The sequence below is a fragment of the Bacteriovorax sp. BSW11_IV genome (assembly GCF_000447755.1).
Classification (GTDB): Bacteria; Bdellovibrionota; Bacteriovoracia; order Bacteriovoracales; family Bacteriovoracaceae; genus BSW11-IV.
In genome coordinates this window covers 1-21,722 of sequence record NZ_AUNE01000052.1, presented here as the reverse complement: position 1 = coordinate 21,722, position 21,722 = coordinate 1, and the positions used below count along the sequence as shown (strand labels likewise).

The following is a 21,722-nucleotide window of genomic DNA, read 5'->3' as shown; positions in this document are numbered from 1 at the left end:
ATGTCAAAATCACAATCACGTAAAACAACTGGTACATTGCATGAAATTAGAGTTTCAAACCAAGGTACATCAGTAAGTCTTTCAATTAGAATTAAAGAAAGTGACACAAACAAACTAATTCCTGCCTACTTTAGAATTAATAGCGAGATTGATAAAAAAAGACTTCAAAAAGTAATCAAAGAGATTGCACCAGAGAGCAACCTAAGTAAAGAGTTTCTAATTAAAGCTCAAAAAGGTGATCTATCAACATTCAAAAACTCTGGACGCACTTTTTCTTTAGAAGTCGAGCATGATGATTTTCTATCAACAGAAGTTGTTAAGAACCTTTATTTAGATGCTACTACAGAAGAAGCTATCTCACTATTAGATATCTAAATAGTATTTAAAATTCATGGCGGGCTAAGCTCGCCTATTTAATGAAAAAAAGGATAATTATGGACACTGCAAATATTGAAAATACCAATAACAATGAACAAACAGATAGGCCATTGTATTTAAAAGTAATTAATTTAATTGAAGATCTTATTGTGCCATTTGTAAGTTCAAACAATGAGGTATTCGTTGACTGGCTAGAAAATGGCTTTACTAAAACATATCATATTGACTCTCCAGATTTAAAAAGAACACTTCAATCAATTTCATTCAATGATTTAAATAAATTATTAAGAGATGACTCTTATAGGATGGTCAAGGATTATCTTTGTGCAAAAGCTTATATATCAGGCATTCAGTTACCTGTTCATCTTAGAACTCATTATGACGGGGAAAATATCTACTATAATTTAGCAAACTCTAGTGCTGAGATTGTTAAAATATCCAGTACAGGGTGGATTATAGAGCAAAACTCTGATGTTAAATTTCATAAAACAAGAAATATGCTCTCTAATGTAAATCCAAGTCCTCAAGGAACTGGAGATTTAAATCTATTAAAAAAATACATCAATTATAGCTCAAATGAACAATGGTATTTAATCGCCACTTGGTTACTCTCAACATGTTATAGAAAGCCTTATGTCGTTTTACTTTTTATCGGACAACAAGGCACAGCGAAAAGTTCATCCTCTAAAAACTTAATTGAAGTAGTTGATCCATGTCTTGCTCCACTAAACTCTAAACCAAGGAAAGAGCAAGATGTCTTCATCAGTGCTTCAAGTAGACATTTACTTGGGTATGATAATATTTCAGGTATCAATGCACATGTTTCAGATTTGCTATGCAGAATCTCTACAGGAGCAGGATTAGAGCTAAGGCGACTTCACACAGACTCAGAGCAAACAGTTTTTAACACAGCCAACCCGATGATACTTAATGGAATTACTGACTTTGCCAACAGGGGCGATTTGATGAGTCGTGCAATCTTTATTGAGTTACCAGTTATTCCACCTAATGAAAGGAAGACTGACCTTGAACTAACTAATGCCTTTCAGGAAGATCTCCCCAAAATACTAAGTGGCGCTTTTGATTGTCTTTCTATTGCTTTAAAAAACATAGATTCAATAAAACTAACTGACAAACCTAGAATGGCAGACTTTGCAGTATTTGGGTGTGCTGTAAGTGAAGCTCTAGGAATAACCCAGGAAGACTTCATGATGGCCTACAATAAAAACATTATCGAATCGAATAAAAAGACATTAGAGCTTGATCCTGTAGCGATATCAATCAAGAATTTCCTACTTAATGCTCCAGAACATTTGTGGGAAGGAACGATGACAGATTTACTCGTTCAATTAGATGCTTACTTACCTGAAAATTTAAAAAGGATTAATGAAGTACCAACTACACCTGCAGCGTTATCAAATACAATTAGTAGGCTCGCACCAATGTTAGAGATATCTGGTATTGGTGTACGACGTGGTAGAAATGCTAATGTTCGCTTTTGTAAGTTATTTATTATTAATAATGACGACAATGACGTTAATGACGCTTAAGAAATGACCTCACAAGTTAAGATATGTCCTATACCAGATTGTGAATTTCAAGGGACTCCACAGCTCCTTGAACACTTTCACATAAAATCACGTGCTAACGGTAAAGTTTATAAGAATAAGCAATGTTCCTCTTGTGTTAAAAGACTTCGTGCAAAGAAAAAGACTAAAGCGTCTATGGAGAAACAACTAGCTTCGATTCAGGAGCCTACTCATAAAGGGTCTTTTCTCAATTATGAGATTTTTTTAAAGAGCGATGACAGCTCTATTATCGAAGATTATAACAAATCAACATCTCTAAATTTAACTCAGAGTGATTTTACTAGAATAAAAAAAGCTGTCCTTATGCTTTTTCAACTTGAAGTAAACACTGAAAGTAATAATCACTCTCAAACTAAACATTAGAATAAGGAAATATCATGAAAGAAATAGCAATTGTATTATGTAGAATATCTGATCTATCACAAAAGGATGGATACAGCTTGGATGCTCAAAAGAAGCATGGCCTTGCATACTGTAAAAAGAATAACTTCGAAGTTTATAAACTTTTTAGTTTTATTGAAACTGCATCTAAGTCTTCAAGAAGAAAGAAATTTGAAGAAGTATTAGATCTACTTACTAAGCTTGCACTAAGTAATAAATACATAATTAACTTAGTTGTTGAAAAACCAGATCGCTTGAGTCGTAATTTTACCAGTAAAGAAAAAATAAACCTTCTAGTTATGACTGGAAAGGTTAATGTACATTACTATAAGGATAAAAGGATATTTGATAGCAATTGCAGCGCTGCGGATATTTTCACTGATGACATTCAAACTGCAGTTTCAAAGTATCACTCAAATAATCTTAAACGTGAATCTGAAAAAGGTATGACTGAAAAAGCTAGTCAAGGCTGGATGCCTCAAAGAGCACCTTATGGATATCAAAACATTGGATCCAAATACAAAAAGACAAAAAACCGCGATGAAATTGCCATTTTTCCTGATCCTGATATTACAATGGTTTCAATGGTTCAAAGAATTTATGAATTAAGAGCTACACTAAATATGTCCTACAGTAACATACTTAGAGTTTTACGAGACGAGTGCCTTATTCCTACCGGTAAAACGATCAGTAAATCAGGAATTGAGGGCATACTAAAGAATAAGTTTTATGGTGGGTACTTTGACTGGCATGGTATTGAGTATAAAGGTAAGCATGAACTTATTATTCCACCAGAACACTTTAAGGCAGTTAATTCAATTAAAGCCTCTGACTATACAAGAAAACCATCAGGTCTATTAAGTGGCTTTTTAAAATGCTCTCACCCTGAGTGTGAATGTAGCATCATATATGATCCTAAAGTTAAAACTCTTAAAACAACTGGTGAAAAAAAGATTTATCATTACTACCATTGCTCTGACGGAAAAGGGGTTCACAAAAGAGATAGAGTTAAACAAAAAAATGTTACCCAAAAAAGAATTTTAGATATGTTCACTAAGCCTATATCTGAGATTTCAATAACTGAGGAATTAGCCAAAGCTGTATCTCAAGCCCTTAAAAAAGCACATGACAAGACTATTGATGCTCACAAAAGAAACATGGAGGGCTACAGAACAATGGTTAAACAAGCAGAGATACAAGAGGATAAAGCCTATGAGCATCTTTCTGGCGGTGTGATAGATGAATCAACCTATCAAAGACAAATAACTTCTATAAGAGAGAAGAAGCGTAAATATGAAGACCTTTTAGAAGAAGGACAGGTGTTAATTACAACTAAGTTTTATGAAACTAGTGATCGTATTCTCGAACTGGCTAAGAATGCGGAATCATTGTGGAATACCGGAACAGACACTGAAAGACTAAAATTCTTAAAACTTGTACTCTCGAACCAGACTTTAGACTCATGTGCTAAAAACATTAGTGATGTAAACGTCGGCTACGAACTGATTGAGCCTCTTTCGGCAATTGCGGACATAAAAAAAGCTAGCACTCAGGCTAGCTTTTTTAATACATTTTCAAAATGGTGCCCAGTCGCGGAATCGAACCACGGACACAAGGATTTTCAGTCCTTTGCTCTACCGACTGAGCTAACTGGGCATATATTCCTTGTAAGGTGAGATTAAAAATAAGGTATCGGAGTGGAAACGTCAATTAGAAATTTAGGTTTTTTTTAAGTTTTTTTCGGGAGTTATGCGTTAAAAAAAGGCCTGATAAATCAGGCCCTTTCTATTTAGTTATCTTAGCTTTTTAATCTCGCCTCGACCCATAACGTGCACTGTTTCAGTGGCCGTGATGTGCTTCATCCAGTTCTTTACAGTGTACTGAACTTGTAGCGTTGCACCCGCTTCAGGATTTGCTTTTGAACCGTGGTTACTGATAGCAACAAGGGCCGACTTCGCATTGAAATCAAATCCCCAACTCACGTTTACATTTGTAGCTGTGATATTAACACCTGTTAGATATTTACCAGCGCCTTCAAAAGTTCCCCCACCTTGGTAGAAAACAGTGTAGACAAAAGATACTACAGTGCTGTTAAAACCGTTTTTAAATTCAACGAGAAAATCTTTTGATTCAGGAACATCCCAACCTTCCATATCAAAGAAAGCAGAACCTTCTTTAGCCGTTTGAGGTAGAACACTGATCACAAGATCCATATTCGTTTGAACAACTGGACGTCCAGCTGAAACGATATCCCAAATTTTCTTTCCAACAGCGATAATTTTATCAATAAGCATAACCACATCACCAACTTCTTTAGTTGTTTGCGCAAGTGGCTTATCTTCTTTTTCCCATACAGATTCTGTTAGCTCGCGAACAGTAACTTCTTGGATCGTAAAGTAGCGCGCAGTCTCATCTGTAATCTCATTTTTGTCACCATCTAGAGTTGTTGCGATTTCTTGATTTTCAACAGTGAATGGAATTTGAGAAGGAGAAGTAGCGGCGTGAGAGATCGAAGGCAGTAGAAGGGTTGATACAAGGGCATAGCGCCTTAACCTTTTCAGATAATAATTTGCTTTCAAGTGCGACCTCCAAAAATATGTTGTTGTTGTGGCCTTAAACTATGAAGACGAATACAATTCGTCATGATAAAAAACCTTACACCTTCTTTCTCCTAGGGAAAAGCATGTAAGGTGTTAATTATTCATACTGTTAACTGTGTAATTATTTCATACTTAGGAACGCATTATGTCTGTGAAACTAGTGAAAATCGAAATTCCTTATTTAGACCAAAAGGTAAATGCTATAGGTTTTTTACCTGATCCTGCTAAACCAACTAAAGACGGCCTAGCGATTCTTACCCATGGCTACACTTCTCATAAAGCAAGCATTCTCAACTGGCCCACACGTCTTGTAGAAGAAGGCCTTCCAGCTATTCTTTTTGATCTACCAGGACACTTTCTTGGTGGCTTTAGTGAAGTCTACGATTTTGAGTTATTTAAAACAGAGGCCCCAAAACTTTTTCAAAAGGCCTATGAGCTCATGAAAGAACATATCACTTTAACAGATAACTCTCCTATTGTTTTGGGTGGTCATAGCCTTGGCAGTTTATTGTGCCTTAAAGCAATGGAAAGTGACTTTTTCAAAAGTAAAAATACAAAAGCCGTTTGTGTAGGTCTAGGGCTACCACCAGAGGGAGTAACACATATTTTCGATACTCCATTTTACAAATCAACTCTTGTGATTCGTGAGCAATTGGTTTCAAAAGCACTCGGTCCAAAGATTGTCTTTCCATGGATTAAAGAAGAAAAAGAAAATATGGATATTTCTGGTCACAGAATCCACTTTATTACAGGTGAAGATGATTTAGTTGTTGGAAAAGATGGTACAGAGAGATTTGCAAAGATATTAGAGCGCCACGGAAATCAAGTCACAGTTGAAAAGCCAACAAAGCTTGGACATCATCTTCCAGAAATGGCCGCAGGTTATGTAAAAAAATATTTAAAGAGTGAAGGAATTATTTAAGATTTTTCCAAAACATTAAATTCTTCAAAAGCCCCACTCGCCCAGTTCTTTGCAGTGGGGTTCCAAAAAATAATTTTTGATAGGCCCTATTCGAAAGAGAATTTAGTTCACTGATTATTTCATCCACAGATCTATTTAAAAAGAAATCAATAATAAATTTATTTTTTGGAGACTGTAGGAGATCACTTTTAACTTCAATCATTTTTCTAAAGATGCGTTTATTCCAAGGGCAAACATCTTGACATATATCACAACCAAAAATTTCACCATGAGCACTCTCCATTTGTGCAGGTGCCGATGCCTCTTTAAAAAGTTCAATTGTAAAAGTACTAATGCATTTATTTGCAATCAGGCTTCTCGATTCTGGCTCAATGGCCATGGTTGGACAGGCGTCAATGCAACGAGTGCATTGGCCACAATGATCGGTTTCCATTTTCTTTTCAGAAACAATATGTGAGTAGTCCTTACTTAAAAGAAGTGATCCTAAAATTAGAAAACTTCCTTCTCTTTTATTGATAAGCATGGAATTTTTTCCAAACCAACCAAGCCCGGCCCTTAAGGCCAGATCTCTTTCAAGAACTGGCTGAATATCGAGAGAGAGTTCTACTTTAAGTTCAGGAAGTTCAGGGTCCAGTGAAATAAGTTTTGCTTTAATTTCTTCAAGGCGAGATTTCACTTCAAAATGATAGTCTATTCCATTGAAGCCTAAAACATAGCCAGCAATTTTATGACCATTACTTTCTTCACTTTTATAAAATTCATCCAATGCATATTTCGTATCAGCATAAGAAAAAAGAAACACGAGCGATGACTTAAACTCAGAAAAGTAATGGCGAAGATCTTGTCTTTTATCCTGTCTGTCCCCTTCTAAGTAGCTTAGAGGGCCGTGTTTACCTTGAGCAACCCAATCGTTGTAATGGGAAAGAGTATGGGGAACAGGGGCCGTTGTTAGGCCCATGTCCACAATTCCATATGATTTTAAATTTTCTAGGGTTAGAAATTCAGAAAGCTCTTTCATAAGAGTAAGACTTACTCTGGTTTAGGGATAATTTCAATGGCCCCTGTAGGGCATACGCGAACACATTCCATATCCATAGAGCATTTACTTACATTATCTTTATTAATAAAGACTTCTTTCGTTTTAGCGTTTGTTGTCCAAATGTCATGAGGGCAAATACTCACACAACTTTGACAAATGGCACATACGCTTAAGTCATGGAGTATTCGCTTTTTTCCATCGGCACCTTCTTCTAATCCTTCTGAAGAGCCTGGGACATTGTTATCACTTTTAATCACTTCAACTTGTACAGAGTTAGAAAGTCCGTTTTGAAAGAACTTTCCGTCCCCTCTCGTGATAACAACTTTATCACCATTATAGAGCTTTAAACGGTCTCTGATGATTGATACGACTTGTTTTTGATATTCGATACTATCTTCATCAATTCCTTCTAAAATCAAAGGATAAACACCCCAGTATAGACACATTCTTCTTGCTGTTTGATATGAAGTTGTCACACCTGCAACTGGAGTTTGTGGCCTATGCATAGAGGCCTTCAAACAAGAATTTCCACCTTCTGTTAGGGCAATAATTCTTTTGGCCTCTACTTTTTCAGCAATCATTGAAGCAGCAACCATTACGGCAGAGTTGATACTCTTTAAATCTAGGTTACGAAGATAAGGTCTCTCTTTTGGTGTTTTCTCAGCTTCACAGATAATATCATTCATCATCTGCACAGCTTCAATAGGATATTGACCAGAAGCCGTTTCCCCCGAAAGCATTACAGCATCAGTACCATCCCAAATAGCATTGGCAACGTCAGAAGCTTCAGCTCTAGTTGGAGTTGGAGCATCTGTCATACTCTCAAGCATTTGAGTGGCCGTGATTACAGGAATCTTGGCCTGATTACATTTATTGATAATAAGTTTTTGCATTGAAGGTACGAGGTGGTTCCCCACTTCAACACCCATATCCCCTCTGGCCACCATGATGACATCAGTCACGCTTAGAATTTCGTCAAGATTATCAATGGCCTGAGGTTTTTCAATTTTAGAAATGATAGGAATATTTACTTTGAGCGCATGAAGAAGAGTCTTCACTTGCATAATATCTTCTTTCTTTCTAACAAATGATAGAGCGATATAATCAATGTCTTGTTTAAGAGCAAACATCAAATCTTCTCTATCCTTATCAGTAAAAGCTGGAGCTGAGACTTCACAATCAGGAAGGTTAATTCCTTTATTTGACTTTAGCTCACCACCGACAAGAACTTCGATTTTATAAACGTTGCGATCTCTTGTAAGTGCTTTTGCTATAATCTTACCATCATCAAAAAGTATACGTGCACCATCATGGCAATCATCAACAAGTTTGTCGTAGATTGTTGGAATGTAGCAGTCTTTATACTCAGGATAATCATCTTTGAATTTTGTTTGACCAATAACCCAAGTTTGACCTTTTTCAAGAATCAAATTTTCTTTTAACTTATCTGTACGAATCTTTGGACCTTGAAGGTCAATGAGTATCGCCACTTCACGACGTGTTTCTTTAGATGCTTTACGGATAAGTTTAATAACTTCAGCATGACCTTCATGTGTGCCGTGTGACATGTTTACACGTGCGACATTTAAACCGGCATTAATGAGTTGTTTAATTGTTTCGAGATTATTAGACGCGGGGCCTAATGTACCAACGATCTTGGCCTTTCTCATAGGTGGTATCCTCCAGTATTAGATTATAGGATACCACAAATCGAAAGGCCTTGTACTTGGAATTTTAGGCCTTATGGAAGTTTGACTTATATTGTGCCGCTTTTTCAGCAAGGGCCTCTTGATTGGCCGTTCTCATTTCTTCTAGACGTTGATCAAATTGAGTTTGCATTGTCGTCTTTTCAAGTTCACTCAATTGATAAAGTTTATCGTAATTGGCCTGAGCTTCTTTTAGTTTAACATCCATTTTGCGCTTCATATCATCACGCTCTCTGGCAATCATATCTTCATAACGCTCGATGATCTGTGAAACTTGCTTTTCAGCATGAGACTTGGCCTCATTGATCCTACGCTCGTAAAGATTTTTCATTTCAATTTTTTCTTTCTTCACTTCTCTATCACGAGCTTCAAGAGCATACTTAGAATCAAGTTGACCTTGCATTCTTTGATCTTCATTCATCTGTTGCAGGCGCTCAATTTCATCGTGAGCTTTTTTTGCTAATTTATCTAGCTTCACTTCATATTGTTCAACTAAGCGGTCATTGATCTCTTTTAACTGTTGATTTCTCTCTGTTAGACTTTGTTCTTTTAAAGACAATTGCAGCTTGGCATCTTCTCTAACATCACTTAAATCACGTGCATGATCTTTCTTAGTTTTTTCGATAAAAGCAGAAGTTTCTTTTGCATGTTGCTGTTGAATATTTTCAACGGCCTCTCTATTTTTGTCACTTAATTTATTAATGACATTGCCATAGTAGGCGCGCTCTTTGGCAATATTACTTTTAAAATCTGTACGATTTTTAATGGTTTGTTCTTCATTATCCACACGAGTCTTATAAAGTTCACGCTTATAAGCATCAATGGCCTGTTCACTCTTTTCACTAGCATCGGCAAGAGTCGTTTCTTTGAACTCTTTAAACTCTTTATCTTTTGCCATTAGCTTTTCAGATTGTTTTTCTTTAAGCTCTCTATTTGATTCAATAAATAAAGAGGCCATTCTCTCTTTGTCTTGAGAATTTTTGAAGCGTTCATCATCCATTGTTTCATAAATATTTTTAATGCGATCGTCATAACTTCTACGAATATTGGCTTCTTTTTGCTGATAGTGATTATCAGCGTTCCCACCATTTAGCTTGGCAGCAAATTCACGACGCTGTTGATACAACCTCTTCGCATTTTCTTCTTCTAACTTCTCAGCACTCTCTGTTTGAGCACGAACTTCTGAACGGCGCAGGCGTTGATTTCTATCGCCAATATCTTCAGTTAAAGCTCTAAAACTTTGTTGAAGTTCTTTGTGTTCATCATTTTTTAAATTGCGTACGGATTCAAGTTGATTTTTTTGATAATCTTTCAATTGCTCAAGCTCTGTGCCTTGGGCCTTACGAAGATTTTCAATATCTTTATGATGTTGGTCTGCTACTTTTGTTTTCTCTAAAGAACCGTTTTTAACCAGTTCTGCTTTTTCATTACTATAGCGATCAATTAAGTTTCTCTTCTCTGCTGCTTGTTCTGATTGATATTGATTAAATTTTCTATCCGTTTCTTTGTCTAAACGAGAAAAGCTATCGTTATAGCTTGACTCTAATTTTCCCAAACGATCTTCATAGCGCTCTTTAGCACCATCTAACTGAAAATCTTGGAACTTATCTTTCTCACGGCTTGATCTTGTATATGAATCTCTTAATGAGTTCAAACGATCATCAAACCCTCTTTTAATCTCTTGTCTTTCTTGCTCAAAATCTGTGCGTTGATCTTCCAGCCCTTCTCTAAAGGCCTTTGTACGCTCATTGATTGTATCTTTTGTAACTTTTGAATAGAGACGATTGTTCTCTTCGTTTCTGGCCTCTAGCTCTTCTTTTGATGAACGATAATTTTCGGCCTGCTTCTTCTCGCGGGCCTCATGATTTTTTTCAAGATCTTTCAGATCTTTTTTGTAATTATCGCGAAGTTTATCAGCCGTATCAGAATAGTCTTTCTTAATTTGTGATAAACGATTTGAGTAGTCAGAAATATCCATAATCTTTATTCCTCATTCCTTCCTAGAATGACTTTATACATTTTAGTATTTTAGCAGAAATAAAAAAGGCCTGGAAGTTTTTTTCCAGGCCTTCTTTTAAGATATGCAATTTTAATTACATAGACAGTTCTTGATCAATTACCTCGGAAAATTGTTCCAGTGGAACAGCTCCACTAATCATTTTTCCGTTAACAAAGAATGTTGGAGTAGACTTAACCCCTACATCTTGACCTTCTTTCATGTCTGCTTCAACTTTAGCAGCAAATTTATTCGACTCTAGACATGTTTTAAAATCAGTTTCTTTAAGACCAATTTTTTTCGCCATACCTAGTAGGCCATCATTTGTTAGGTTTGCTTGGTTAGCGAACATCTCATCGTGCATTTTCCAGAAGAAGTTAGCACCTTGCTCGTTTGCACAAAGACCTGCGTTAGCAGCTGTCTTAGCATTGTTGTGAAATGGGAGTGGATAGTTTTTGAAAGCAATTTTAACTTTGTTTCCGTATTTTTTCTTAACTTCTTCCATAATGCTCGCACCCTTTTGACAGAATGGACACTGGAAGTCAGAAAATTCTACGATTGTAACTTTAGCATCAGCTCCACCAGCAAAAGGAGCATCCCCAACGTTTACATTGAAAACGGGACGATTAGGTCTTGCAATATAAATCTCTACAGGGTTGTTTTGTGTTTGCTTATTAAACCAAGCTTCAATAGCACCTTTTTCAGCTTCCATAGTAAGGAATTGGCTGATTCTTTGCTTCATTTGCTCATTGATGTGCTCAGCTGGAATACTTCTTTCTTTGATGAAAGCTTGAATTTCTTTTTCAGTAATAGTTACTTCTTTAGCAATATACTTCTTTAGGAATTCATCATTTGAAAGACCTTTCTTATTTGGGTCTGCATCAATCATTCTTTCAATCAACCAGGCCTTAAGTTTTGCCATTTTGATTTCGTAAACTTTCATTTCAGCTTCAAAGATTTCTGTTTCAGCGCCTCTGAAAACTTCGTTTACTTTGATGTCTTGACCTTTATATTTTGCCGCTACTTCGTTTGATGGAGCTGGCTTATAGATAAAATTAGGTCCAGATTTTACTTCTTTTGTACATGAAAAAAACAATGCCGTTGCAAACACTGTTAGGCCAAGTACACTGGCCAAGTTATTCTTTTTCATTAGAGATTCTCCTTTCAATAATTATGAATCTCTAAAATAATAACCTAAAACTTTTAATAATGCGATAATTCCGCAATGAACTCCTTATAAATGGAATTATTTTGAATAAGTTCCTGATGTTTTCCCTCGGCCATTACGAGTCCAGAATCCATAACTAAAATCTTATCAGCATTGATAATTGTCTCAACTCTATGGGCCACTATGAAAGTAAGCGAATTCTTTTGAATGAGAAGAACAACCTTTCTTAGCGCCAGTTCTAAATCACTATCGAGGGCAGAAGAAATTTCATCAAAAAGAACAATTGATTTTTTCAAATAACAAGATCGCACTGCTGCGATCAACTGTTTTTGTCCAAGAGAAAGATCTTTAATATTTAAAGTCGATTCTGGTGTGATCCCCCATCTTTTGAAATAAGGAATTTGCTCTTCGATCCAAGACCAAAATTTTTTAAATTCTTCAGATGTTTCACCATATTGAAAGGAAATATTAAAATAAACTGACTCAGAAAATATGTGTGAATCTTGAGATACTATCCCTACATTTTCACGATAGCGAACAACATCACTTTCACCATTTCCTGGGTAATGAACCTCTGCACCTGAGACGCAGTCAATAACAATATCAGCATCACCTGGAATAATATTTCCGGCCAAGATATTTAAAAGTGTAGACTTACCACAACCTGATAATCCGACGATTCCAACAAGTTCACCAGGAGATGCTTCAAAAGCAATATTCTTTAAAGCAAATGACTTTTCCTCATTCCCTCTCTTTGGATATTGATATCTTTTAATATCAACTGAAAAGTGATGAAAATTAAATGGCTCTCTTTTATGAATTAATGGTGATGAATGGCCCTTACTTAAATCCCCTAGGAATTCACTAATTCTCATAACTCCAGAAGCAGCACGTTGAACATTGGCAACTTTTGAAGCGACATCTTTTACAGGACCAATTGATCTTTGAATAAGATCAACAACAGCAAAGATCACGGCAGCTTCTGTGATGTTCGAGTAAGGAAAAATAAAGACAACCAAAGCTAAGAGCATTGGGTACAATGACTCAGCAACTGAATAATAAGAAGCGTCCCAAACATTGGCACGAAGTTGTTTAGCTAGAAAATCATCAAAAACAACTTCGCCTTTTTTTGAGGCATAGTTTCCGTGATTATTGTAATAACTCTCCGACACTCCATCCACAAGATTGGCCACAGTACGAGAGAGGTTTCCATTGGCATGACGAACGCTCAAGAAGATTGAGCGCATATACTTGCTTCCCCAAATAAGTATCCCTGCTGCCGCTACTTCTGAAAGTGCTAAAAATGAACCCGCATAGAGATTAATTCCAACAAAACTGGCCAAACATGAAATGACGAAAAATAAATCAATAAAAATGCCAAATGTCCCCGACGTCACAAGTTCTCTCAGGGCCTCGGTATCATTGACGATTCTTGCGAGAACTTCTCCTTGTGGATAGCGCTCACTTGCAGAATTATCTTCTGTTTGAATATCGTAATTTAAAAGCCACTTTTCAAAACATTCACTTCGCGAGTATTGAGCAAGATCTTTAACATAACGATTTACAAATAATTGATAGAGCGCCCTATTCACATATACGGCAATAAAAAGATAAAAGAGATTACGAATTGAATTAAAGAACAAATCACTTTCACTATATGTTCTTGCGAGGTCTGCCATAAAACGTGGAGTCAAGGCCCCAAGTACAGTAGAGCCTAGCAAGCAAACAAGAACAATTACAATATGCTTAATACTTCCCGGAAAGAGAAAGAAACTAAACCATTTGGTTTTCGAAGTACTCAACGACTGCTCCTTTACTTTGTCCGTTTACGATTTCTGCCACTGGACCTTGTTCAACCATCCCTTGGTCTTTATCAATATACATAACTTGATCACTTAAGCGCACTGTTGAAAGTCTATGGCTTGTTAAGATAATCGTTTTTTCTTTAATAAAATTCATATTCTTTAATTTTGAAAAAATTTGTTTCTCTAAAATTAAATCGACTGATGAGAAAGGGTCATCCCACAATAGGATATCGGCCTCACTCATTAATGATCGAACAAGACACAGACGCTTAGCTTGGCCACCAGACAGACGTTTCCCATTCTCCCCTACTTCCATTGCAAAAAGTTCTTCTGTTGAGCTTGCAAGATAATCAAGTCCAAAGAGTTCTAAAAGAACTTTGGCCTGAGACTTTTTTTCATCAGTTGCTTCATTTCCTAGAAATATATTGTTAAGTACAGAATCGTTATAAAGATAAGGATCCTGAGCAACATAACTGATATTTTTATTCTGCTTTCTTAGGCCTAAGGCCATCTTTTTAATTAACTCTGTTTTACCTGAACCCGTTCTTCCAACTAGCACACTCCACTTTCCTTTATTAAGAGGAAGATTTAAAAAAGTATCCCAATAAGGAAGAGTTATTGTATTTTCTGTCGAATCAATTGTGGCGATCAATTCTTCTTTTTCAGAAGGAATATCCACAATATTTACAAGCTCTCTTATCCTTGCCCATGCCCCATGACTTCGCGTGAATACAACTCCAATCCACGACAGAAACATTAAAGGCTCTAAGAATAGAAAAACGAAACCAGAAAAGAGAACCAAAGAAGACGGACCTAGATCCTGCAATTTAATTATATAGGCACCCCAAAGAAGTGAGATACCGACACCTAGCGGGACGAAAGGCATGGCCACAGAGACGCGTGTTCCAGCTTTGTAGAAGTTCCAAAGCTCACTATATGAATGGGACTTAAATAGATCAATAAACGATTTTTCGGAATGATAATTTTTAATTGTCTTTTTACCAGCGTAAGATTCCATAATAAAGTTTTGAACTTCACCTTGTAGGTCTTGCGTTTTTCGATAGTAAACTTTATTGCGAGAAACGATATAAGTGAATAAACAAAAAGAAACAACAAGTGGGATGAGCGCCACTACAATTTGAGAATTGAAGGCAACAACTTTTGGCACAAGTACTGACATGGCCACAACAATATTTCCAATCTGTAATAATGCAAAACCTATCATTGCTCTAATTTGTTCCATGTCATTACTTAGAATTTGAAACAACTGTCCTGATGAGTATTTGGCATAACGAGAAGGTTCAGCATTTTCAAGTTTAGCAAGTAACTCTACTCTCATATTTTTTTGCATCACTCTTGCTGGGTAGAAAAAGAGAAGACGAGAAGACGTTCTAAAAATAATAATCCCTAAGGCCATTAAAAAGAACTTCGATGTATCGATTTTATCCACACCGCTAGTGACAATTTCGGCCAATTCTTTTGCATAAAAAGGCAAATCACTTTGAATATAGTGAGTGAAGAATAAACACAAAAAGGCGCCTAAATAGTAATACCAATAAGTGACAAACTGATCGACAATCAGCTTAGTGAGACTGACATTTAATTTAATTTTCATGGAGGAAGTTTACAACTATTAGAGACTATAGGCCAACAACTATAAGATAAAATACACTTTCTATACGCACCAAGTCTTAAAAAATCTCATTGACATCAATGTGGCCTTTTCTTATATTTTAGGAACCAATTTTTTGCGATCTTAGCTCAGTGGGAGAGCGCTACCTTGACACGGTAGAGGTCACAAGTTCAATCCTTGTAGGTCGCACCATTTAAAATACAATCCCAAATCCAATTCTTAGTTCTTTTGCAGGTATCTCACTTGAGATGGAATTGTAATTGATAAAAACGCGATCAATATAAGAAAGTAGTTTATTTTTGAAGTAATAACCGCCACCCATACTTAAAACTGAATAACTTCCCCCTTCATCCGAATTAAACTTTTCCAATCCTAGACCAAGCTCTGCGTAGAAATTATTTATGCGATAATGCCCATAACCAAAAAAGCTTGTCACCCAAAATGAATCCTTCTCACCATTCAAGGTTTCAAATTGATAGCTATGCAATCCAAGCTCTCCACGAAGGGCGAGATTTTTCGTGTGCCAGTAATAAGGCGTCCAAGCTCCATTGAAAGAAGTAAATGAGTTTGAATCATCATCTGATACCGATAGATAGGAGAAAGAAAAGTTTTTAAGGTTAAATTTTTGATCCCAACTTCCCTCAACTTTTTCCTGCCTCATTAATTCTCTTTTTTCGACAGCATCTTCTCTTAAGCTAACTAATTCTGGATCTCGTTCTTCATTTGGATCAGGTAAATAGAAAAGATTCTCTTCTTTTTCTTCTTTTTTCGTTTGCACGACTTCAACTTTACTTGTTTTTAAAACTTGGGGAGCAAAGCTGCCTGGATGCTCAATTTTTTCTTCAGGATACTTAATACGAGTATCTGAGAGTAGGTATTTTTCAGAAGATTTCTTAGAGACGATTGTTTTCACTTTTTCATTAGGAGTAGGCAGCTCCTTCATTTTAACAACAGTGCTTCTAACATCAAACTCGTAAGCATTTTTCGTAAATGGTGCCCGACATACAAAGTCTGCTGCACACTTTTGCATATTCTTTGCGACTTCTCGACACTTCCAATCTTGCATAATATGGGGATAGAAGCTTCCTTCACAAATATTTTTTGCACGAATAATTTTTAAATAACTTCTTAACTGAAAGTATTTAACACTCTGTGATTTTGACTCGAAGGCCAAAGAAAATTCCTGAGCAAAATTGACAGCAGGAAACAGAATGGAAAATAGCAAAAAATATTTCATGATATACCTCTAATATTAATAGAATAAAATAAATCCCCTTGCATTGAAAGGATTACTGTATATCCTAAATAAGATTCATCAACTCACCAAAGGATAGAATATGACCAAGCTTTTTACTTCATTAATTCTAATAACACTCTTTGCCTCTTGTTCATCAATAATGACGAAACTAACAAGTGACGGTAAGGAAGTTAAAGTTGTCGATAAAAGACCTAAAAACTGCCAGCCTGTTGGAAAAGTAGAAGGACTTAATAACGATGGCAGTGAGGATCTTGCCATTGTTCATGCAAGAAATCTTGCTGGAAAAGAAGACGCCGATACACTTTATATTGATGACACTATTGAGCAGGGAAAAAGAAGAAGAGTTTTAGCAACTGCATTTATCTGTAACGAATAAAAAAAAGGCCTCCAAACGGAGGCCTTTATTTTTAGATCTTAGTGTAGAGCTGAACCAAAATTTGGTAATAATTCAAGCATAATCATCGCAATGATCGTTGGCCCGATAGCAGCTGCTAATAGTCCTAGTGGATTGAATCCTTCTTCACCGAATGAATCTTTAAGAATACCAAAACCAGCAGGGTTTGGAGCGTTGGCAATAACAGTTAAACCACCACCCGCAACAGCACCAGCAACTAGGTTGTACTTAGCACTAGCAGAAAGATCAACTAGTGAACCTAGGTATGTAAGTGCAGCATTATCAGTAATAGCTGTAAGAGCTGTTGCTCCGAAGAATAATTGGAAGTCACCAAGCTGAGTCAGGATTGGTTGTAACCACCAAGCTTGTTGAGCACCAAGAGTAACAAGACCACCAAGGAAGAAACCTACAAGTAGTGATTCTTTAAGTTTAATTTGATCTTGGTATTCAGTTGTAACGGCCGTGAAACCTAGGAAGAATAGGAATAGACCCATGAAAAATACCATGTGGTGAGCAGTGAAAACCACTAGTCCCATGAATACTAAGTGAGTCAGAGTAATCCACCAAGTTGGCTCTAGCCAGTTGTCATGCTTTTGCTTCATTTCAAGTTTACCTGTAAGTTCTTTTTTGAACGCAAAGGCAACAATTAGAGTTGAAATGATAATGGCCACAACAGACTTATATCCAAAGTGTTGGAACATAAATGCCATATCCCAGTGCCATTTACCGGCAACCATTAAAACTGGAGGAGCAGCAAAGTGAGTTAGAGTTCCACCAATTGAAACGTTTACAAAAAGAAGACCGATAGTTGCATACTTAAATTTCTGAGACATCGTTCCTGAGTAGAAATAGTCTAGAAGAATTAGCGCTGTAACAGTCATTGCAGCTGGTTCAGTAATAAATGAACCTAGAATTGGACCAACAACTAGAGTTGATACATAAAATCCCATCTTCCCTGGAAGAGGAATTACTTTAGAAATTGCTTTGATGATTTTTTCAGCAAAGACAATTACAGGTCTTGTACCGGCCATACACATAATAACAAATACAAATGCCGGTTCTGTGTAGTTAAGAGATTCAAGATATTGAACTGCTCCCCCTACAACTTTGTGAGTACCATGGTCTACAACCATCAAACCTTGAGTTGCCCCAAGATAGATAATGAAAAGACCTGCCCAAATTCCGAAAACGGCTTCAACTTCACCTAGAAAGTGAAAAAGATTTTCTTGAATTGAGCCCACTGGATACTTGTGCGCTAGATGCTGAAACTTTGATACCATGAACGTGTGAATTACTGCTAAAGCAAACAGTACTGTTCCCACGAGCTGTACCTGGGTTGGATTAAACTCCATCTTAAACCTCTCGTTTAATGTTAATATCAACTTGATAAAAAATAATTAATACAATTTTAGCAAATTCCAATAACTTGACCAATTAAAAAAGGCACCTTTCTTGGTGCCTTATTTTTCCATTAAGAATCTTTTAGCCATCGTTACCGATTGATGCAACTGGACAAGCATCCATTTGCTCTTCACATAGCTCATTTTCTTCTGGTGTTGTTGGTTGCTTTACAACGTAAGCATTCCCATCTTCATCTTCAGCAAAAAACTCTGGTGCACCTGTGTAACAAACGTTACAGGCAATGCATCCTTCTCCATTGTCATCGTCAGGATCTGTAGTGTACCAAGCTCCTGGGACATTTTTAGGATGTTTCATGTTCTTATTTGCCATAACTTCCCCTTTTAACTTTAATATCAACTTTTCTATCAATTTTCGCTTAGCTTATTTATACCATAATTTCCGATCAGTTAAGACGCAATAGTCATAAATTACCTCGGGTCAATTCGACATTACATCGAGTGTCAAAATAGACAAATGGCAGGCCCTTTGCGACAATGCCCCACACATTTTGGAGAACAATATTAAAGGACTAAATCTCTATGGAATTAACTATTCTAGATAAGGCCCAGGCCTGGGCAAGCAACCCTTACTTTGATGAACAATCTCGCCATGAAATTCAAGAGCTAATTAATAAAGGTGATGAAAAAGAATTAACAGAGCGCTTTTATAAAGATCTTGAATTCGGAACTGGCGGAATGCGCTCCATTTTAGGACAAGGTCTTAACCGCATTAACAAATATACTATTCGTAAAGCTTCACAGGCCCTTGCCAACGAAGTTCTTCGAGCAGGAAAAGAGGCCGGTAAAACAGAATTTAAAATTGCTCTTTCATATGACTCTCGTCGCATGTCTTTCGAATTTGCTCAAGAAGCGGCCAGCGTTTTTGCAGGCAATGGTATTCACGCTTATATTTATAAAAGATTAAATCCTGTTGCCCTTCTTTCATTTAGCGTACGTCATCACAATGCTTGTGCTGGTGTAATGGTAACGGCATCACACAATCCTCCAGAGTATAACGGCTTCAAAGTTTACTGGAATGACGGGGCCCAAGTTACTCCGCCAAATGATAAGAATATTATCAACAACTACTATGCCATCAATGATTTCTCTACAATTCAGTTCTTGGACTTTGAAGCTGGTCTTGCAAAGAATCTTATCCACTGGGTTGGAGAAGATGTTGAGAATGCTTACTACAAGGCAATTCACGATAAAGTTATTCTTCCTGAACTTTGCCAAAAAGAAGGAAGTAAATTAAAGATCGTCTACACTCCGATTCATGGAACTGGTTTAATTCCTTGTACTCGTGCCCTCACTGATATGGGGATGACAAATATTGAAGTTGTCGAAGAACAGGCAAAACCTGATAGCAACTTTCCAACAGTTTCTTCACCTAATCCAGAAAACCCATCGGCACTTAAAATGGCCGTTGATCTTATGGAAAAAACAAATGCTGATATCGTTATGGGTTCAGACCCTGATACAGATAGATTAGGAGTTGCCTTAAAGCACAACGGTGAAATTCATTATATCAATGGAAATCAAATCGGAATTCTTATGCTTCACTACGTAGCAAAGAATTTAAAAGAGACTAATCGCCTTCCATCTAATCCATATTTTGTAAAAACAATTGTGACAACTCCACTTCAAGACAAGATTGCAACTTCTTTTGGTGTAGAGACATTTAATACTTTGACAGGATTCAAGTGGATTTGTGGTTTGATGAATAAACTTGAAAAAACAAATCCTGAAAAGAATTTCATTTTTGCTACTGAAGAATCATTTGGTTACCTACCAAATAATTACGTTCGCGATAAAGACGGTGTGCACTCTGTGACACTTATGGCAGAGATGGCACTTTACTATAAAACGAAAGGCCTAAATTTGATGGAGGCCCTCGATAAGATTTATGAAGAATATGGCTTCTCACATGAATCTCTCCTAAATCTTGTTTACGAAGGTAAAGAAGGCTCTGAGAAAATTTCTCGTATCATGGAATCATTTAGAAAGATGAATGATGGCCAATTTGCAGGCCTATCTGTTGATTATCTTGAAGATTATCAGGTTTCAAACGTAGTAAGTTTTACAAAGAATGAGTCATGGAAACTTGACCTGCCTAGCAGTAATGTTTTAGGTTTCAACCTAGTAGATGGTGATAAAATATATCTACGCCCATCGGGTACTGAGCCTAAGATAAAATTCTATATCATGATCCAAGAAAATGAAGGATCACTAGAACAAAAGAAAGCGAAGGCCCAAGAAAAGACAGATAAGATTCTTGCCTTCATTAAAGACATGGCAAATAAAGCATAAGGACAAAGCAGTGACACAAAAATCCAAAGAATTAGCAGTTGTATTAGTTAGCGGTGGAATGGACTCTTTAGTCACTGCAGCTCTTGCGAATGAAAAGCACGAAGAGCTGGCCTTTTTGCATTTAAACTATGGTCAAAAAACAGAAGAAAGAGAGCTGAAATGTTTTACTGAAATCGCTGATTTCTACAATGTAAAACCTGAACACAGAAAAATCATCGATGTTAGCTTTTTAAGCCAAATTGGTGGTTCTTCTCTTACTGATTCGGCCATCGATGTTAAAGAATACCAAGGGGACTCAGAAGAAATTCCTGATAGCTATGTTCCTTTTAGAAATACACACATCATTGCCATGGCCGTAAGTTGGTCAGAAGTCATTGGTGGGAAAAAAATCTATATCGGAGCTGTTGAAGAAGATTCTTCTGGTTACCCAGACTGTCGTAAAACATATTACGAGGCCTATAACAATCTTATCAAAGTCGGAACTAAAGAAGGCGATATTTCTATCGTTACTCCAGTTATTGACCTGAAAAAAGAACAAATCGTTAAAATGGCCGTTGAACTTGGTGCTCCATTAAAATCATCATATTCATGCTACGCTCGCGGAGACAAGGCCTGTGGCGTTTGTGACAGCTGCGCTCTACGCCTTCGTGGCTTTCAAAAAGCCGGTATTGAAGACCCTATTGAATACTTAGTAAAACCTAATTATTTAAAATAGTTACGGCCCATCTTTGGGCCTTTTTCATTTACAATTCCTTGAAATTAGTCGAAAATTATTGTGAAACAATTTACTTGGGATTTTTATTTGAAACCAACTGTTTTATATGTCGACGACAATATTCTTAAAATAGAAGATTTTTGCCTTTTATTAGAAGAACACTTTAATGTGGAAACAGAGACTTCATCTTCAGAAGTCCTTAAGAGAATTGCCGGTAAAAAATATGATGCTATTATTCTTGATGTGCTCATGCCGAAGATTGATGGTTTTGCCCTTGCCGATCTAATTGAAAGCTCTGCTTGTTATAATGGCTGTCCAATTATTTTCCGCTCATCAGCAGAAAATCCAGATATCTCAAAGCGTGCCCTTACCCATGGTGCGAGAGAATTTCTTAGCCCTTATATTCCCAATCATGAATATCATATTCG

At 36.6% G+C, this 21,722-nt stretch carries 18 protein-coding genes, 2 tRNA genes and 1 pseudogene; 10 read left to right on the top strand and 11 right to left on the bottom strand.

Annotated elements, in window-relative coordinates; genetic code table 11:
• From M899_RS14815 to M899_RS18810, 4 genes and pseudogenes are all read left to right on the top strand, one after another.
• Complete coding sequence (locus M899_RS14815) at positions 1 to 375, top strand: hypothetical protein (protein ID WP_021272312.1); 375 nt, start codon at positions 1 to 3, stop codon at positions 373 to 375.
• 59 nt (positions 376 to 434) lie between these two features.
• Positions 435 to 1,928, top strand: a complete 1,494-nt coding sequence (locus tag M899_RS14810) for a hypothetical protein (protein WP_021272403.1) — start codon at positions 435 to 437, stop codon at positions 1,926 to 1,928.
• Between the two features lie 3 nt (positions 1,929 to 1,931).
• Entirely contained in the window at positions 1,932 to 2,330 is a 399-nt protein-coding gene (locus M899_RS14805; protein WP_034729756.1) for a hypothetical protein, read from the top strand.
• Positions 2,331 to 2,344: 14 nt separating this feature from the next.
• Positions 2,345 to 3,160: pseudogene (locus tag M899_RS18810) on the top strand (recombinase family protein); the annotation flags it as partial.
• Positions 3,161 to 3,928: 768 nt separating this feature from the next.
• On the opposite strand, the gene M899_RS14800 reads toward M899_RS18810, so the two are convergent.
• Together M899_RS14800 and M899_RS14795 are read right to left on the bottom strand one after the other, a co-directional pair.
• Positions 3,929 to 4,004 (bottom strand) — tRNA-Phe (locus M899_RS14800).
• Between the two features lie 137 nt (positions 4,005 to 4,141).
• Positions 4,142 to 4,927, bottom strand: coding sequence for a hypothetical protein (locus M899_RS14795; RefSeq protein ID WP_021272319.1), 786 nt, complete (start codon positions 4,925 to 4,927; stop codon positions 4,142 to 4,144).
• A 166-nt stretch (positions 4,928 to 5,093) separates the two neighbouring features.
• Here M899_RS14795 and M899_RS14790 point away from each other — a divergent pair, with 166 nt between their 5' ends.
• Positions 5,094 to 5,870 carry an alpha/beta hydrolase gene (locus M899_RS14790; RefSeq protein ID WP_021272344.1) on the top strand — a complete coding sequence of 259 codons (777 nt, stop codon included), beginning with the start codon at positions 5,094 to 5,096 and terminating at the stop codon, positions 5,868 to 5,870.
• Here M899_RS14790 and M899_RS14785 read toward each other — a convergent pair.
• The 6 genes from M899_RS14785 to M899_RS14760 all read right to left on the bottom strand — a co-directional run bounded on the left by M899_RS14785 (position 5,863) and on the right by M899_RS14760 (position 15,199).
• Positions 5,863 to 6,888, bottom strand: a complete 1,026-nt coding sequence (locus M899_RS14785) for an epoxyqueuosine reductase (protein WP_021272430.1) — start codon at positions 6,886 to 6,888, stop codon at positions 5,863 to 5,865. The genes M899_RS14790 and M899_RS14785 overlap by 8 nt on opposite strands.
• An 11-nt stretch (positions 6,889 to 6,899) precedes the next feature.
• Positions 6,900 to 8,579, bottom strand: a complete 1,680-nt coding sequence (gene pyk, locus M899_RS14780; protein WP_021272413.1) for a pyruvate kinase — start codon at positions 8,577 to 8,579, stop codon at positions 6,900 to 6,902.
• A 64-nt stretch (positions 8,580 to 8,643) separates the two neighbouring features.
• The gene (locus M899_RS14775; RefSeq protein ID WP_021272318.1) at positions 8,644 to 10,593 is read right to left on the bottom strand and encodes a hypothetical protein; all 1,950 of its coding nucleotides are present in this window, start codon (positions 10,591 to 10,593) and stop codon (positions 8,644 to 8,646) included.
• A 115-nt stretch (positions 10,594 to 10,708) separates the two neighbouring features.
• Positions 10,709 to 11,761: a DsbA family protein gene (locus M899_RS17990; protein WP_021272377.1), complete on the bottom strand. Its 1,053-nt coding sequence runs from the start codon at positions 11,759 to 11,761 to the stop codon at positions 10,709 to 10,711.
• A gap of 53 nt (positions 11,762 to 11,814) precedes the next feature.
• The gene (locus M899_RS14765; RefSeq protein WP_021272464.1) at positions 11,815 to 13,581 is read right to left on the bottom strand and encodes an ATP-binding cassette domain-containing protein; all 1,767 of its coding nucleotides are present in this window, start codon (positions 13,579 to 13,581) and stop codon (positions 11,815 to 11,817) included.
• Positions 13,553 to 15,199 carry an ABC transporter transmembrane domain-containing protein gene (locus tag M899_RS14760; RefSeq protein WP_081653852.1) on the bottom strand — a complete coding sequence of 549 codons (1,647 nt, stop codon included), beginning with the start codon at positions 15,197 to 15,199 and terminating at the stop codon, positions 13,553 to 13,555. Before M899_RS14760 ends, M899_RS14765 begins: the two co-directional genes overlap by 29 nt.
• A 135-nt stretch (positions 15,200 to 15,334) precedes the next feature.
• Between M899_RS14760 and M899_RS14755 the strand changes: the two genes are divergently transcribed.
• A tRNA-Val gene (locus M899_RS14755) sits at positions 15,335 to 15,409 on the top strand.
• Position 15,410: 1 nt separating this feature from the next.
• On the opposite strand, the gene M899_RS14750 is transcribed toward M899_RS14755, so the two are convergent.
• The gene (locus tag M899_RS14750; protein ID WP_021272327.1) at positions 15,411 to 16,454 is read right to left on the bottom strand and encodes a hypothetical protein; all 1,044 of its coding nucleotides are present in this window, start codon (positions 16,452 to 16,454) and stop codon (positions 15,411 to 15,413) included.
• Between the two features lie 100 nt (positions 16,455 to 16,554).
• Here M899_RS14750 and M899_RS14745 point away from each other — a divergent pair, with 100 nt between their 5' ends.
• A complete protein-coding gene (locus M899_RS14745; RefSeq protein WP_021272292.1) occupies positions 16,555 to 16,851 on the top strand; it encodes a lipoprotein in 297 nt (98 codons plus the stop codon).
• A gap of 38 nt (positions 16,852 to 16,889) precedes the next feature.
• Here M899_RS14745 and M899_RS14740 read toward each other — a convergent pair whose 3' ends face one another.
• Both M899_RS14740 and M899_RS14735 read right to left on the bottom strand, forming a co-directional pair.
• Positions 16,890 to 18,221, bottom strand: coding sequence for a putative Na+/H+ antiporter (locus M899_RS14740; protein WP_034729753.1), 1,332 nt, complete (start codon positions 18,219 to 18,221; stop codon positions 16,890 to 16,892).
• Positions 18,222 to 18,351: 130 nt separating this feature from the next.
• Positions 18,352 to 18,600, bottom strand: coding sequence for a ferredoxin (locus M899_RS14735; RefSeq protein ID WP_021272313.1), 249 nt, complete (start codon positions 18,598 to 18,600; stop codon positions 18,352 to 18,354).
• A 209-nt stretch (positions 18,601 to 18,809) separates the two neighbouring features.
• Here M899_RS14735 and M899_RS14730 point away from each other — a divergent pair, with 209 nt between their 5' ends.
• The 3 genes from M899_RS14730 to M899_RS14720 all read left to right on the top strand — a co-directional run.
• Positions 18,810 to 20,579 (top strand): phospho-sugar mutase, encoded by a 1,770-nt coding sequence (locus M899_RS14730; RefSeq protein ID WP_021272410.1) that lies wholly within the window; start codon positions 18,810 to 18,812, stop codon positions 20,577 to 20,579.
• 10 nt (positions 20,580 to 20,589) lie between these two features.
• A complete protein-coding gene (gene queC / locus M899_RS14725; protein WP_021272468.1) occupies positions 20,590 to 21,294 on the top strand; it encodes a 7-cyano-7-deazaguanine synthase QueC in 705 nt (234 codons plus the stop codon).
• Positions 21,295 to 21,354: 60 nt separating this feature from the next.
• A partial coding sequence (locus tag M899_RS14720) for a response regulator (protein ID WP_155897232.1) occupies positions 21,355 to 21,722 on the top strand: 368 nt, incomplete at its 3' end.

Excerpts from the sequence above, each read along its gene's own strand:
- M899_RS14735 (WP_021272313.1), bottom strand. The coding sequence starts at position 18,600 with ATGGCAAATAAGAACATGAAACATCCTAAAAATGTCCCAGGAGCTTGG.
- M899_RS14790 (WP_021272344.1), top strand. The coding sequence starts at position 5,094 with ATGTCTGTGAAACTAGTGAAAATCGAAATTCCTTATTTAGACCAAAAG.
- M899_RS14750 (WP_021272327.1), bottom strand. The coding sequence starts at position 16,454 with ATGAAATATTTTTTGCTATTTTCCATTCTGTTTCCTGCTGTCAATTTT.
- M899_RS14810 (WP_021272403.1), top strand. The coding sequence starts at position 435 with ATGGACACTGCAAATATTGAAAATACCAATAACAATGAACAAACAGAT.
- M899_RS14740 (WP_034729753.1), bottom strand. The coding sequence starts at position 18,221 with ATGGAGTTTAATCCAACCCAGGTACAGCTCGTGGGAACAGTACTGTTT.
- M899_RS14805 (WP_034729756.1), top strand. The coding sequence starts at position 1,932 with ATGACCTCACAAGTTAAGATATGTCCTATACCAGATTGTGAATTTCAA.
- M899_RS14745 (WP_021272292.1), top strand. The coding sequence starts at position 16,555 with ATGACCAAGCTTTTTACTTCATTAATTCTAATAACACTCTTTGCCTCT.
- M899_RS14815 (WP_021272312.1), top strand. The coding sequence starts at position 1 with ATGTCAAAATCACAATCACGTAAAACAACTGGTACATTGCATGAAATT.
- pyk (WP_021272413.1), bottom strand. The coding sequence starts at position 8,579 with ATGAGAAAGGCCAAGATCGTTGGTACATTAGGCCCCGCGTCTAATAAT.
- M899_RS14730 (WP_021272410.1), top strand. The coding sequence starts at position 18,810 with ATGGAATTAACTATTCTAGATAAGGCCCAGGCCTGGGCAAGCAACCCT.
- M899_RS17990 (WP_021272377.1), bottom strand. The coding sequence starts at position 11,761 with ATGAAAAAGAATAACTTGGCCAGTGTACTTGGCCTAACAGTGTTTGCA.
- M899_RS14775 (WP_021272318.1), bottom strand. The coding sequence starts at position 10,593 with ATGGATATTTCTGACTACTCAAATCGTTTATCACAAATTAAGAAAGAC.
- M899_RS14785 (WP_021272430.1), bottom strand. The coding sequence starts at position 6,888 with ATGAAAGAGCTTTCTGAATTTCTAACCCTAGAAAATTTAAAATCATAT.
- M899_RS14760 (WP_081653852.1), bottom strand. The coding sequence starts at position 15,199 with ATGAAAATTAAATTAAATGTCAGTCTCACTAAGCTGATTGTCGATCAG.